The sequence below is a fragment of the Kitasatospora sp. NPDC096128 genome, from assembly GCF_040303105.1.
Lineage (GTDB): Bacteria > Actinomycetota > Actinomycetes > Streptomycetales > Streptomycetaceae > Kitasatospora.
In genome coordinates this window covers 94,152-107,409 of record NZ_JBEOSP010000001.1, presented here as the reverse complement: position 1 = coordinate 107,409, position 13,258 = coordinate 94,152, and the positions used below count along the sequence as shown (strand labels likewise).

Here is a 13,258-nt window from a genome sequence, read left to right as displayed (position 1 = left end):
GAGGACGTCGACTCCCCATGCCCACCCACACCTTCGTCCTCAACGGGCAGCCCGTCAGCGTGGACGCCCCGGACGACATGCCGCTGCTCTGGGTCCTGCGCGACAAGCTCGGCGTCACCGGCCCCAAGTACGGCTGCGGGGTCGGCGTCTGCCGCGCCTGCACCAGCCACCTCGACGGCCGGGAGTTCCAGCCCTGCACCCGCTCCGTCAAGGACTGCGAGGGCCACACCGTCACCACCATCGAGGGCCTCGCCGACGGCGACACCCTCCACCCCGTCCAGGAGGCGTGGATCGACTGCGACGTCGCCCAGTGCGGCTTCTGCCAGCCGGGCCAGATCATGACCGCCGTCGCCCTGCTCCGCACCACCCCCGACCCGACCGACGCCGACATCGACCAGATCCAGAACATCTGCCGCTGTGGCAGCTACCCCCGCATCCGCGAGGCCATCAAGCGCGCGGCCGCCGCCCAGCAGCCCCACTGACACCCGGGGGGCCCGGGCGCCCGGGTCGCGGTCGGAGCCGCTGGGCACGCGGACCCGGCCGGAGCCGCCAGGGCCTGTCCGGCCCTAGGCGCGCGGGTCGCGGCCGAAGAAGGCGGCGAGCCGGTCGTACGCCGGGGCGTCCGCCGGGGCGGGGACTTCGGGGCCGAAGGCGTGGTGCCCGGCCTCCTCGCCGCGGTACTCGGGTTTGAGCGCGCCGTGCGCCCAGTCGAGCGCCGCGTGCGCGACCTCGTGGTCGAGGCCGGCCGTGGACTGTCCGGTGGCGTGGGCCAAGTCCCAGGCGTGGACGGCGAACTCGGTGGTCTGCTGGTCGACCGGGAAGCGGGCCGGGAGGGTGCCGCCGGCGGGGAGCGCGACCGTGCCGGTGAGGTCACCGGCGGCGCGCCAGGCTTCGACGAGCCGCTCGGCGCCGGCCTCGAAGGCGTGCAGCCAGTCCTCCTCGACCCGCTCGAAGGGCTGCGTCCAGTCCGGCTGTCCGCCTTCGGCTCGGAGGGTGAACTGCTCCAGGTCGTACAGGAGGTGGCTGATCAGGTCGCCGACGTCCCAGGAGCGGCAGGGGGTCGGGTGGCCGGCCAGCTCGACGCCGGTACCGTCGATCAGTCCGGCGGTCTGGGCGAGGGCCCGGGCGAGCAGATCGATCGGGTCTGCCGGGTCGGCCGGGTCGGTCGGGTCGTCCACCTCGGTCATGGCACACCTCTCGGTCCGGGGGCGCACAAGTCGTGTCGGGCGATCGTAAGCGCGCTCGCCGACGACCGCCCGGCACGACACCGTCGCCCCCGCCGAACGGGAGGTCAGGCAGCGAAGCCGCCGTCCACCGACAGTTCCGCACCGGTGACGTAGCGGGCGTCCTCGCCCACCAGGTAGGAGACGGCGCCCGCGACCTCCGCCACCGCGCCGTACCGGCCGAGGGCGACGAAGCTCCGCTGGAAGTCGGCGGACTCGCCGTCGGCCGGGTTCATGTCGGTGTCGATCGGACCCGGGTGGACCAGGTTGACGGTGATCCCGCGCGGGCCGAGCTCCCTGGCCAGTGCCTTGGTCAGGCCGATCAGCGCGGTCTTGCTGGTCGCGTAGAGAGCGGCGCCGGTGAAGGCCACGCGCTGGGCGATGCAGCTGCCGACGCTGACGATCCGCCCGCCCTCGGCCAGGTGCTCGACGGCCGCCTGGGCGTACAGGTACGGCGCCCGGACGTTCACCTCCAGCACCCGGTCGAGCTCCTCCGTGGCGACCTCCTCGATCGGCCCGGCGGCGCCCACGCCGGCGTTGTTCACCAGGATGTCCAGCCGCCCGAACCGCTCGGCGACCGCGGCCACCGCGCCGCGCACCGCCGCCGGGTCGGCGCTGTCGGCGCGCACGGCCCAGCCGGTGCGCCCCATCGCAGTGATCTTGGCCACCACCTCCTCGGCCCGCTCGGCCGAGCCCTGGTAGGTCAGCGCCACGTGGGCGCCGTCCTCGGCCAGCCGCAGCGCGACCGCGGTCCCGATCCCCCGGCTGCCGCCGGTCACCAGGGCCACCTTGCCGTCGAGCGCCGCCGCACCGTTCATCGTCATGTCTTCGGATCTCCTCTGCACCGTGTTCCGATCGCGCCCCGGCCGGGTTCCGGCCGGCGTTCCGCTCCCGGTGTGTGAGTCGATCCTGATCCGGAATCCTTGACGTCTCCGGCGGTATTCGGACGTTGAGTTCAATCTTCAACTACGACTCCTCCGCACCTCCGCGCGCCCCGGTGGTGCGGCCCCTGGTTCGTACGACCACCGGGTGGTAGTACGACCCGACCGCCGGCTGCCCGGTCCAGTTCGGCCCGGCCGACGGGTCGGCGCCCGCGTAGCCGAAGGGCAGCGCGACCGGCCGCCCGCCGTCCAGGAGCAGCAGGTGCCGGCGCGAGCGGTACTCGAACCCGGCCGCCCGCAGCGCGGCCAGCACCGCGCGGGCCGCGCCGGAGCCGTCGGGGCGGCGCACCGACTCCGGGTCGAAGTGGGCGGCGAAGCGGCCGTCCGGGGTCAGCCAGGAGGCGGCCCGGGCGATCACACCGAGCTGGTCGCCGAGGTAGTGCAGGCCGTGCACACAGGTGATCAGCTGGTACGACCGCTCTGGCACCCAGTCGGCGAGCGCCGCCGTCACCAGCCTGACCTCCGCCCGCCCCCCACCCCGGCCCGCCGTGCCGGGCGGCGGGACCAGCGGCCCCACCAGGTCCACCCCGGTCAGCTCGACGCCGGCGGGAAGCACCCGGGCCGCCTCGACCAGCGCCCGCCCCTCCCCGCTGCAGAGGTCCAACCAGCCGGGCTCGGCACCGCCGCGCTCCCGCAGCCAGGCCGCGGGGTCGAAGCCCAGCTCGCGGGTGTAGCTGTTCACGCCGCCGAGGCCGCGCCCGCGGTTCATGGTGCTGTTGGCCACCACGGAGGAGGCGGTGAGCTCACTGTCGCTGATCAGTCGGACCATCAGACGACACTACCGGCACGGGAAATCCAGCGACCCGCATGCGCCGGAGCGCCGAACGCGCCGAGCGGCCACCCCCGCGCAGGGGTGGCCGCCGGATCGCGCCGCCGGGCGGCGCGGTGGGGCGTCAGACGGTCAGCGTCTGCCCGGGGAAGATCAGGTCCGGGTCGGCGCCGATGGTGCGGACGTTCTTGCTGTACAGGCTGACGGTGTCGACACCGAACTTGGCGGCGATGTCGCTCAGCGTGTCACCGCTGCGGACGGTGTAGTCGCCGCCGGAGGTGTTCCGCTCCGCGGCGGGGACGGACTGGACCGGCTTGGCCGACGGGCGGCCCTGCGGGGCCTCCGGGGCGTGCGGCTTCGCCTTCGGGGCGGCGGCCCTGGGGGCCTTCGGGGCGGCCTGCCCGGCGGCCCTGGGCGCCGCCTTCGCGGACCGCTTGGCCGGCTTGGCGGGAGCCGCGCCGGAGTCCGCGGAGCCCGAGCCCGCCGAGGTGTCGACGGCGGCCGGGGCGCCGCCCTTGCTCAGGCCGGCCTTCTTGGAGCAGACCGGCCAGGCGCCCGGCCCCTGCGAGGCGAGCACCTTCTCGGCGACGGCGATCTGCTGCGCCCTGGTCGCCTGGTCGGCCCGGGGGGCGTACGCGGTTCCGCCGTACGCGGCCCAGGTGGAGGGGGTGAACTGCAGTCCGCCGTGGAAGCCGTTGCCGGTGCTGATGCTCCAGTTCCCGCCGCTCTCGCACTGGGCGACGGCGTCCCAGGCCGAGGAGGGTGCGGCGGAGGCCGAGGTGGCCGTGACGAGGCCGGCCACCGGCAGGGCCGCGACGGCGGCCCCTGCGACGACCGCCATCCGCAGGCGGTTGCGCTTGCCGGGGGTGGTCTCGGTGGCGGCGGCGGTCTCGTGACGGGAAGTCATGAATGTCCTCTCGGCAAGCCCCGGGCGGGCAGGCGGAACCAGGCCCGGGACACGGGCCGGTCGGTTGCGCTCACCTCACTCGTCGGGCGGCCGGACACGTGTCGGACGTGCCGTGCCGCCCCGGCCACCTCCACTCGCCGACGGCCTGTTGGAGCCGGTCTCGTCAGCGGCACCGCCCTCGCGCCGGGGGTCAGTCGGCGGGCCGTGCGTCGGGGTGAACCCGGGTGGCGCTCGTTGCGCCGCCAAGAAAGCTAGGGGCATGTCCGGGGCGCAGCAAGCAATTCTTGGTCTTCGCAGGTCAGTTGACTGTTACCGGCGGTATCGATCAAGAAATGCTGCCCGGTTCGACCAGGTTTGACCGCATTTTAAAGATCGAACGATCAATTTCCGTGCCCTCGCTCACATCTGTCCATTCGTGAACTCCCGCACACCGTCGACGGTCCGTCAGCAGTTCATGACGGACCGTCACCACGACATCCGGAGTTCCCCGTTCGGACCGGCAGTTGAGTGGCATCCGTCACCGAACACACGCTCTGCGAGCGCGCCACGACGCTCAGCTACGGCCGTCGAGGTCCGCGTCCCGCGCCAGCAGCGCCGCCTGGACCCGGTTCTCGCAGCCCAGCTTGGCCAGGATCCGGCTGACGTACGTCTTCACCGTCGCCTCGCTCATGTGGATCCGCGCCCCCGCGTCCGCGTTGGACAGTCCTTCCCCGAGCAGCGCCAGCACCTCCAGCTCGCGCCCGGTGAGCACCTCCAGCCGGCGCCGCGCCGCCGCGGCGCGGGCGCCCACCGAGCCGCTGCGCCCGGCGGCCAGCGAGTCCACGATGTGCCGGGTGGCGGCCGGGGAGAGGAAGGCGTTCCCGCCGGCCGCCGCGCGGACGGCCTGGATCAGCTCGTTCGGCGCGGTGTCCTTGAGCAGGAACCCGGCGCCGCCCTCGGTCACGGCGCGCAGGACGTTCTCGCGCTCCCCGAAGGTGGTGAGGATGATCGCCCGCGCGCCGGGTGCGACCCTGCCGAGCTCCCCGAGCGCCGTCAGTCCGTCCATCACCGGCATCTGGATGTCCAGCAGGACGACGTCCACCCGGTACGCCCGGGCCAACTCCAGCGCCTCCCGACCGTCGGCGGCCTCCGCGACCACCTCGATGTCCTCGGCCGACCCCAGGATCATCCTGATCCCGGCCCGGATGAGCGGCTCGTCGTCGGCGACGAGGACTCGGATCACGCTGGTCATTCCCCTCGAACGGTGGTGCGGCTGCGGCACCATCCTCACATCCCCGGCACCCCGGCCTCCCGTCCGGGGCCCGCCGGCACGGAACCCGGACGGACGGGCGGCGTCAGCCCTTGGTGACGTACTCCACCTTCTCCACCAGCACCCCGCCGTCGAAGCAGAACCGCGCCACGTGGTTCTCCGACCAGGAGTCGCCCGGCTCGCCCTTCGCCAGCGAGTACCAGCGGCAGTGCGAGCCCTCCGGCTTGGGCGGGCCTTCGCCCTGGAAGTCGGAGGTGAAGAAGTCGTTGCCGGGCGGGAGCTGCCGCAGCACCTCGGCCCTGGACTCGCCGACCCCGATCTGGTCGTAGACCGACTGCCGCACCGTCGAGTCGCTGGCGCCCCGGACGAAGGCCACCACGCCCCAGGCCACCAGGCCCGCCACGATCAGCGTCACCGCGCCCACGCCGGCCGCGCAGCCGAGCACCGGGCGGCGCCGGCCGTCGTCCGCCCCCTCGACCGGCGGCAGCCCGCCGGTCACCCAGTCCTCCTCGGCCGCCAGGCCCGCGGCGCCTTCGGCCTCCGCCCCGGCGTACGGGAGCACGGCCGCCAGCCGGAAGCCCTGCTCGGGCGTCGGCCCGGCGTGCACCATCCCGCCGACCAACCGGGCGCGCTCCCGCAGGCCGGTCAGCCCCTGTCCGCCGCTCACCACGCCCCCCGCGCCGGGGCGCGCGCTGACGAGCTCCGGCGCGCGCGGGTTGGTGACCTCCACGACCAGGGCATCCGGCTCGTACCGGAGCGCGACCGCGATCGGCGCGCCGGGGGCGTGCTTGTGCGCGTTGGTGAGCGCCTCCTGCACGATCCGGTACGCCGCGTGGTCGACCACCGCCGCGAGCGGCCGCCGCTCACCCTCGGCACGGAACTCCACCAGTGCACCGGCCGCCCGGGAGGACTCCACCAGCCCCTCGACCCCGTCCACCCCGCCCCGGGACGGCGCCGACCCGGACGCTCCGGCGGCGGGCGGCACCGCCGTCGACTCGTCGTGCAGCACCCCGACCACCTCGCGCAGCTCGCGCATCGCGGCGACCGCCGCCTGCCGCAGCACCCCGACCGCCTCCCGCTGCCGGTCGCTGAGGGTGCGGTCCACCTCCAGGGCACCCGAGTGCACGGAGATCAGGGCCAGCTGGTGGCCCAGGCTGTCGTGCATGTCCTGGGCGATCCGGTGCCGCTCCCGCAGCCGGGCCTGGTGCACCACCATGGCCCGCTCGCGCACCAGCTGGTCGTTGCGCTCGCGCAGCGCGTCCAGCAGGGCCCGGCGCTGCGCCCGGTAGCGGCTGTAGAGGGCGGGCAGGACGGCGAAGACCAGGAAGACGCCCAGCGAGACTCCGATGATCAGCTTGGAGGAGCCCCCGGCGCCGTCCTTGAGCATCCCGAACGTGGAGAACATCAGGTAGCTCAGCACGAAGGCGCCGACCAGCCGCCACACCCGGCTGATCCGCGCCCCGGCCGCCCAGCCCGCGCACACCAGCAGCACTATCGGCCCGAGCGACCAGCCCGCGATCACCCCGGTCAGCACCAGGACGGTCGCCGGGAACCCGCGCCGCAGCAGCCACAGCGCGGCGACGGCCAGCCCGAAGGGCACCGCCAGGTCCGTGGCGGCGACGACCTCCAGCAGGCCCGCCACCACGCCCATCAGCAGGGCCGCCACGGCCTCGCCCACCACCCGCCGGGGCCGCCAGGGCCCCGGGAGCGCCGTCCGTACCGTCTTCGACCAGGCCCGTGCGATTGCTTCCACCCGTCGAGGCTAACCGGGCTGCCGTCCCGCCCGCGGTCACCCTTCGTCGCCGCCCGGGCCGACGAAAGTCGCCGCTCCGGAGCCACCGGCCGCCGCGCCGCCCGCGTCGGAACCGCCGCCCGGCCCGGAGCCCCCGCCCGCCCCGGAGCCGCCGCCCGACCCGGCGTCACCGTCGGCCCCGAAGGCCGTGAGCAGCACCGCCACGTCGTCCACCCGCCCGGTCGAGCCGACCTCGCGCAGCAGCCGCTCGGCCAGCTCCTCCAGCTCCTCCCCCGCCCGGCCGTGCGCCAGCGCCGCCCGCAGCCGGTCCACCCCCTGGTCGATCGCCAGTGCCGGATCCTCCACCAGCCCGTCGGTGTAGAGGGCGAGCAGCGAGCCGGGGCGCAGCCGCAGCTCGCTGACCGGGTAGGCCGCCCGCTCGTCCACACCGAGCAGCGGCCCGCCCGGGACGTACAGCGCCTCGGCCCGTCCGTCCGGGTGGCGCAGCACCGGCGGCAGGTGCCCGGCCCGGCCGATCCGCACCGTGCCGTCGGCGGGGGTGAGGCGGACCAGGCAGCAGCTGGCGAGCAGCCCCGGGTCGAGGTCCAGCAGCAGCCGGTTGGTACGGGCGAGCACCTGGTCGAGCGGCTCGCCGAGACTGGCGAACGCCCTTACCGCGCTGCGGAGTTGGCCCATCGCGGCGGCGGCTGCGACGCTGTGGCCCTCGACGTCGCCGATCACCAGGGTGAGGTCGTCGCCGGTGACGATCGCGTCGTACCAGTCGCCGCCGATCTCCATGCCCTGGGTGCCGGGCAGGTAGCGGGCGGCGGTCCGGATGCCGGGCACCTGCGGGAGCCGGTGCGGCAGCAGCCCCTGCTGGAGCCCGCGGGCCAGGGCGAACTCGGCGTCGTACAGCCGGGCCCGCTCCAGGGCCTGGGCGATGAAGCCGCCGAGGCCGGTCAGCAGGCCGCGCTCCTCCACGGTGAAGGGGTGCGCCCGGTCGAAGCCCAGGATGCAGCTGCCGACCGGCCGGCCGGAGGCGATCAGCGGCAGGAACGCCCAGGCGCCCATCTCGTCCAGGGCCAACCCCGGGTAGGCGGCGGCGAGTTCGCGCACCGACTCGAAGAAGATCGGAGTACCGGTGCTGAGCGTCTCCGCGCCGGGCACGAGGGCGTCCAGCGGGGTGCCCTCGAAGCCGTCCAGGAAGCCGTCGGGGTAGCCGCTCTGCGAGACCAGGTGCAGCCGCTGCTCGCGCACCCCGTAGATGGCGAGCTCCTGGCCGCCGAAGGCCGGGAGGATCTCCTCGGCCACCGCCCGGCACACGTCCCGCACGGTGACGGCCTCGGTGAGCGCGCTGGCCAGCTGGAGCAGGTGGTGGGTACCGCCGACCCCGCCCGCCCCCGTGCCGAGCGTGGCCCCGGGCGGCAGCAGGGCGGCGGGCGGCTCGGCCGCGCCCGGCGGCGCCTCGGCGGCGACCACCCGGCCGGTGACGCCGTGCGGATCGGGGTAGAGCGAGAAGGCGAGCCAGCCGTCCGGCGGGCGGGCGGCCAGGAAGGCGGTGGGCTGCTGGGAGAGCAGGGCGGCGCGGTAGCGGTTCTCGTAGAAGGGGTCGGCCAGCCACGGCAGCACCTCCCAGGGGTGGCGGCCGACCAGCTCCTCGGCGCCGGCCCCCAGCAGCGGCTCGGCGGCCCGGTTGACGTAGCTGATCAGGCCGTCCGGGTCGAGCGAGATCAGGCCCTCGTGCAGCCGCTGCACGGCGGCCGCGGCGGCGGTGAGGGAGCGGACGTCCAGCACCGCGCCGACCAGGTGGGTGCGGCCGTCGGAGATCGCGCCCGGCACCCGGGCCCACAGCTCCACCGGGTACGGGCGGCCGCCCGGCCCGAGCACCCGCACCCGGGCCGCCAGCACCTCGCCGTGCTCCAGGGCGGTACGGGCGGCGGCCCGGAACTCGGGCACGTCGCCGGGGGCGATCCGGCCGGTCAGACAGCGCACCGTGCCGTCGAACTCGCCGGGCGCGAAGCCGAAGATCTCCCGGAACTGGGTGTCCGCGGCGAGCGCGCCGGTGGCCACGTCCCAGTCGAACAGTCCGACCCGGGTGGTCGGCACGGACGGCGGCGACAGCTCCACCACGGCCGCGTCCCCGGCCGGCTCCACCGACTGCCCGGCCGCCACCAGCCCGGCCAGCCCGGCGCCCAGCCGGGAGGCGACCGCGTCCAGCCGCCCGCCCTCCTCGGCCGGCACCCCGTCGTCCGAGGCCGGCCACAGCACGCTGAGCACCCCGAACCGCTCCCCGCCGTGCCCCACCGGCACGCAGGCGGACACGAAGTCGTACGGCAGGCCGACGGCGAGCTGGGGGAAGCGCCGCATGGTGTCCTCGGAGTCGGACAGCGCCACGGTGCGCCCGGTCCGGAAGCAGACCGCGACCGGCAGCGGCCCGGCGGCCGCGACCCGGCGGAACGCGCTCATGATCGACAGCGGCACCCCGGCGAGGGTCCGCAGCACCAGCGACCGCCCGTCCCGCGAGCGCAGGTACACCATCGCCCCGTACGCCCCGGTCGAGCCCAGCACCCCCCGGACGGCCTCCGCCAACAGCTCGTCCCGCGCCTGCACCGCCTCCGGGCCCGCCCCGCGGACCGGCTCGGCGTCCCCGCCGGTCGCCTGCGGATCGCGCATGCTCCCTTGCTACGTCCGGGCCGGAACCCTGTCAAGGCGAGCCCCGACTCCCCCACCCGGCCCACCGGCCTCACCCGCCCGACCCCGAACGCCCCGCACGATCCCTCGCCCCGCTCCGCCGGGAGGGTGACGGCTACGGCAGGGTGGTGAGGTCGACCTCCACCGGGTACGGCACCACGGCCTTCACCGGCCCGGTGAACAGCTCACCGGCCCGGTACGTCCCGCTCGCCGCGTCCAACAGGTACGTGTGCACGATCGGCACCCGGCCCGCCGCCTGCTCGACCCGCCAGTAGAAGGGGATTCCGGCCTTCGCGTACTGGTCGAGCTTGACCACCCGGTCGGTGGTCTCCGAGCCCGGCGAGACGACCTCGACCAGCAGCAGCACGTGCTCCGGTCCGGTCAGCGGCTCGTCGAAGGTGTCGGCGCGGTAGACCACCACGTCGGGCCGACGGTTGTTGAGCGGCACGTCCTGAAGGCGCACGTCGAAGTCGGTGTCCGCGATCCACTCCTCACCGCCCGCGCTGTCGAGGGCGTTCGCCAGGAGGCGCCCGATCCGATGGTGGCGCCTTGATGCGCCCGGGCTCACAACGACCATCCCGTCGACGATCTCGATCCCCGCGCACTGCTCCTCGGTCCAGGACTCGTACTCCTCCCTGGTGATCTGCCGGTGCATCCACTCGGGTGCGATCATCTCGGCCGTCACGGTGTACCTCCCCCGGGCCGCTGACGGGTCTGTGCTGTGCGCCACAGCCCAGTGCAGGACGACGACGGCTTGGGATGGTTCGGGGACCGTTCGATATCCTCGCCCGCGGGTGGTGGCGCCGAGGCCGCCGGGGGTGGGAGCGAGGGCTGGATGAAGTCGTCCGAGGGGCCGGTGCAGGAGGCCTCGTGGCAGTGGGACGGTGACGCCGACAGCGCGGCCGAAGCGCCCGGGGACGTGCTCGACGGCGGGGGCGGGGGCGGGCCCCGGCTGAGCCGGCGCGGGCTGCTGATCGGGGCCGGGGTGCTGGCGGCCGGCGGGGCGGTGTGGGCGCTGGGCCGCGCGGGCGCCGACGGGCCGACGCCCTCGCCGTCGCCGAGCAAACCGCAGCCGACGGCGCTGTCCGGGCCGACGCCGCTGTGGACGTACCGGGGGGCACAGGCGATGACCCCCGAGCGGCTGATCGACCCGCCGCCGCGCCCGGTGTTCCTCTCCAGGGCCGGGCTGCAGGTGCTCGACCCGGCCGGCGGCGCCGCCCGGCGGCTCGTGGTGTTCGACCCGCCGCGACCCGCGAACTGGCCGAGCGACAACGAGGCGCCCGGCGGGAAGGTCGTGGTCGGGCCCGAGTACCTCTTCAGCGCCGAGTCGAAGGGGCACCTGGACGCCCACCACCTGACCGACCCGGCCGGCGACTGGAGCCTGCCGATGCCCGACGATCTCCAGGGCGAGGTCCACCTGGTCTGCGCGGACGGCGACGTCCTCTACGGCTACGCCTGGAGCCGGTCCGACGCGGACGGCATCGTCCTGCGCACCCGGGTCTTCGCCGTGCGGGTCTCGGACCGCTCCGTCCTCTGGTCCGCCGGCGGCGACCAGCAGGAGCACCCGGTCGCCGTCGCCGGGACCGGCACCCGCCTGCTGGTCTGCACCCGTTCCAACGGCAGCCGCGCCGAACTGGTGGTCCGGGACGCCGCCACCGGCCGTGAGCAGTGGACCACCCCCGGCGCTCAGGACCTGAGCTGGTGCACCCCGGTGGGGACCACCTTCCTCGTCCCGGACGGCACCGGCGGCGTGCGCAGGATGGGCCCCGGCGGCGAGACGCTGTGGACCCACGCCCCCGCCCGGGGGGAGTCCTGGCAGGCCCTGCCGCCCGTCCCGGACGCCGTCCGGGTGTTCGTCCCGCGCAACAACGGTGTCGTCACCTGCCTCGAGACGTCGACCGGCACGGTCCTCTGGTCCTGCAAACTGCCGTTCCTGCTGGACCGCCGCAGCCGTCCGCTGGTCGACAACGGCACGCTGTACGTCCCGGGGCCGTCGGCGGGCGGGGTCAGCGCGGTCTACGCCGCGACCGGCCGGCTCGGGTGGACCTTCCACGACTCCGGCCCCGGCAAGGACGTCTGGAGCGTCTCCACCGACGGGAGCCGCCTCTACGCCGGCCACGACGACGTCCTGCACGCCCTCCCGCTGAGCTGAAACCGCTGGACTGAAACCGCTGGGCCGGGAGCCCCCCGAGCGGCAGGATGGCCGGATGCAGGTACGCCCGATCTCCCCCGACAAGCTGGCCGAGCTGCTCGCCGACCGGATCACCGAACTGCCCGGCGCCGGCGAGCGGTGGCTGCGGGTCGCCGTGGACGGCGCCGGGCCCGCCCGGCCCGAGCTGCTCGCCGACGCCCTGGTCGAGCCGCTGCGGCTGCGCGGCCGCCCCGCGCTGCGGGTGTCGGCGACGGACTTCCTGCGCCCGGCCTCGATCCGGCTGGAGTACGGCCACCGCGACGCGGACGCCTTCCACGACCTCTGGCTGGACGACGGCGCCCTGCTGCGCGAGGTGCTGGACCCGCTGGAACCGGGCGGCAGCGGCCGGGTGCTGCCCTCGCTGCGCGACCCGGCCACCGACCGGTCGACCCGCGCGCGGTACGTCCGGCTCCCGCCCGGCGGCGTGCTGCTGCTGGACGGCGCGCTGCTGCTCGGCCGCTGGCTGCCGCTCGAACTGAGCGTCCACCTGGCGCTCACCCCGGCCGCGCTGGCCCGCCGCACCCCCGCGGACCAGCAGTGGACGCTGCCCGCCTTCGCCCGCTACGAGGCGGAGACCGGTCCGGCCGAGGCCGCCGACCTCACCGTCCGGGTGGACGACCCGCGGCACCCCGCCCTGGTCGAGCGTACGTAGCGGAGCCGGCACCCGTGGCGGCGTCAGGGTTCGGCACGGCCGGGGCCGGGCCGCGCTGGCAGTACGGGCACCAGAACACCGCGCGGTCCCGCGGGGCGTCGCCCTGGCGCCCGGCCAGCACCGGGGTGACGCAGCGCGGACAGGGGCGGCCGGCCCGGCCGTAGACCCAGTGCCGGTAGCCGGGCCGGGTGTCGCCGGTGGTGATGTGGCCCGGGCGCAGCTTGTTGGCGTCCAGCATCCGCTGTGCGCGCTCCACCAGCCGGTCGGGGTGCGGGACTCGGCCGACCTCCGTCCACGGGGTCACCCCGGCGACGAAGCACAGCTCGTTGGCGTAGACGTTGCCGATCCCGGCCAGGTTGCGCTGGTCGAGCAGCGCCTCGACGAGCGGCCGGGTAGGGCGGGCGAGGAGTCGGCGGACGGCTTCGGCCGGGTCCCAGTCGGGGCCGAGCAGGTCGGGGCCGAGGTGGCCGACGGCCCGCCCTTCGTCGGTGGTGCGCAGCAGTTCGACGACCGGCAGCCGGTAGCCGACGGCGGTGCCCCGCTCGGTGCCGAGGACGGCGCGGATCTGGAAGGCGGGGCCGCCGGTCCAGCGCTCGCCGGGGCGGTAGACCGCCCAGCGGCCGTCCATCCGCAGATGGGTGTGCAGGGTGAGTCCGCCTTCGAGGCGGGTGAGCAGGTGCTTGCCGCGCGGGCGGACCTCCAGGACCCGGCGTCCGGCCAGCGCGGCGGTGGCGTGCGCGGGCACCCGCAGCTCGGCACTGGTCAGCCGCTGCCCGGCGAGGGCCTCGTGCAGCTGGGCCGCCACGCGGTAGATGGAGTCACCTTCTGGCATGACCCCATTCTGGTCCGCGCGGCGGCCCGGCGCGGCACCGGCCCCTGGCCGCCTGCTCCTGCCCGTCTCTC

12 protein-coding genes are annotated in these 13,258 nt (G+C 75.4%); 3 read left to right on the top strand and 9 right to left on the bottom strand.

Annotation, left to right across the window (positions count from 1 at the left end; all coding sequences use genetic code 11):
* Positions 1-17: 17 nt before the first annotated feature.
* Entirely contained in the window at positions 18-482 is a 465-nt protein-coding gene (locus ABTY61_RS00455) for a (2Fe-2S)-binding protein (protein ID WP_350502644.1), read from the top strand.
* A gap of 84 nt (positions 483-566) precedes the next feature.
* Here the strand turns inward: ABTY61_RS00455 and ABTY61_RS00450 are convergent, their stop codons facing one another.
* The 8 genes from ABTY61_RS00450 to ABTY61_RS00415 form a co-directional block, all read right to left on the bottom strand.
* Positions 567-1,187, bottom strand: a complete 621-nt coding sequence (locus tag ABTY61_RS00450; RefSeq protein WP_350502643.1) for a TIGR03086 family metal-binding protein — start codon at positions 1,185-1,187, stop codon at positions 567-569.
* Between the two features lie 104 nt (positions 1,188-1,291).
* A complete protein-coding gene (locus ABTY61_RS00445) occupies positions 1,292-2,047 on the bottom strand; it encodes an SDR family NAD(P)-dependent oxidoreductase (RefSeq protein WP_350502642.1) in 756 nt (251 codons plus the stop codon).
* Positions 2,048-2,189: 142 nt separating this feature from the next.
* A complete protein-coding gene (locus tag ABTY61_RS00440; protein ID WP_350502641.1) occupies positions 2,190-2,933 on the bottom strand; it encodes a class I SAM-dependent methyltransferase in 744 nt (247 codons plus the stop codon).
* Positions 2,934-3,057: 124 nt separating this feature from the next.
* Positions 3,058-3,840, bottom strand: coding sequence for a transglycosylase family protein (locus ABTY61_RS00435; protein WP_350502640.1), 783 nt, complete (start codon positions 3,838-3,840; stop codon positions 3,058-3,060).
* 553 nt (positions 3,841-4,393) lie between these two features.
* The gene (locus ABTY61_RS00430) at positions 4,394-5,062 is read right to left on the bottom strand and encodes a response regulator transcription factor (RefSeq protein ID WP_350503066.1); all 669 of its coding nucleotides are present in this window, start codon (positions 5,060-5,062) and stop codon (positions 4,394-4,396) included.
* Between the two features lie 112 nt (positions 5,063-5,174).
* Positions 5,175-6,842 carry a sensor histidine kinase gene (locus ABTY61_RS00425; RefSeq protein WP_350502639.1) on the bottom strand — a complete coding sequence of 556 codons (1,668 nt, stop codon included), beginning with the start codon at positions 6,840-6,842 and terminating at the stop codon, positions 5,175-5,177.
* A 36-nt stretch (positions 6,843-6,878) separates the two neighbouring features.
* Positions 6,879-9,494: a SpoIIE family protein phosphatase gene (locus tag ABTY61_RS00420; protein WP_350502638.1), complete on the bottom strand. Its 2,616-nt coding sequence runs from the start codon at positions 9,492-9,494 to the stop codon at positions 6,879-6,881.
* Positions 9,495-9,627: 133 nt separating this feature from the next.
* Entirely contained in the window at positions 9,628-10,197 is a 570-nt protein-coding gene (locus tag ABTY61_RS00415; RefSeq protein ID WP_350502637.1) for a Uma2 family endonuclease, read from the bottom strand.
* Between the two features lie 150 nt (positions 10,198-10,347).
* Between ABTY61_RS00415 and ABTY61_RS00410 the strand changes: the two genes are divergently transcribed.
* Together ABTY61_RS00410 and ABTY61_RS00405 are read left to right on the top strand one after the other, a co-directional pair.
* Positions 10,348-11,664 (top strand): outer membrane protein assembly factor BamB family protein, encoded by a 1,317-nt coding sequence (locus tag ABTY61_RS00410; protein WP_350502636.1) that lies wholly within the window; start codon positions 10,348-10,350, stop codon positions 11,662-11,664.
* Positions 11,665-11,719: 55 nt separating this feature from the next.
* Positions 11,720-12,355, top strand: a complete 636-nt coding sequence (locus ABTY61_RS00405; protein WP_350502635.1) for a nucleoside/nucleotide kinase family protein — start codon at positions 11,720-11,722, stop codon at positions 12,353-12,355.
* On the opposite strand, the gene ABTY61_RS00400 is transcribed toward ABTY61_RS00405, so the two are convergent.
* Entirely contained in the window at positions 12,303-13,187 is an 885-nt protein-coding gene (locus tag ABTY61_RS00400) for a DNA-formamidopyrimidine glycosylase family protein (protein WP_350502634.1), read from the bottom strand. The two genes, ABTY61_RS00405 and ABTY61_RS00400, sit on opposite strands and share 53 nt — an antisense overlap.
* Positions 13,188-13,258: the final 71 nt, after the last annotated feature.

Bases quoted from the DNA above. Each gene is read 5' to 3' on its own strand.
- ABTY61_RS00455 (WP_350502644.1), top strand. From the start codon at position 18: ATGCCCACCCACACCTTCGTCCTCAACGGGCAGCCCGTCAGCGTGGAC.
- ABTY61_RS00450 (WP_350502643.1), bottom strand. From the start codon at position 1,187: ATGACCGAGGTGGACGACCCGACCGACCCGGCCGACCCGGCAGACCCG.
- ABTY61_RS00445 (WP_350502642.1), bottom strand. From the start codon at position 2,047: ATGACGATGAACGGTGCGGCGGCGCTCGACGGCAAGGTGGCCCTGGTG.
- ABTY61_RS00440 (WP_350502641.1), bottom strand. From the start codon at position 2,933: ATGGTCCGACTGATCAGCGACAGTGAGCTCACCGCCTCCTCCGTGGTG.
- ABTY61_RS00435 (WP_350502640.1), bottom strand. From the start codon at position 3,840: ATGACTTCCCGTCACGAGACCGCCGCCGCCACCGAGACCACCCCCGGC.
- ABTY61_RS00420 (WP_350502638.1), bottom strand. From the start codon at position 9,494: ATGCGCGATCCGCAGGCGACCGGCGGGGACGCCGAGCCGGTCCGCGGG.
- ABTY61_RS00410 (WP_350502636.1), top strand. From the start codon at position 10,348: ATGAAGTCGTCCGAGGGGCCGGTGCAGGAGGCCTCGTGGCAGTGGGAC.
- ABTY61_RS00405 (WP_350502635.1), top strand. From the start codon at position 11,720: ATGCAGGTACGCCCGATCTCCCCCGACAAGCTGGCCGAGCTGCTCGCC.
- ABTY61_RS00400 (WP_350502634.1), bottom strand. From the start codon at position 13,187: ATGCCAGAAGGTGACTCCATCTACCGCGTGGCGGCCCAGCTGCACGAG.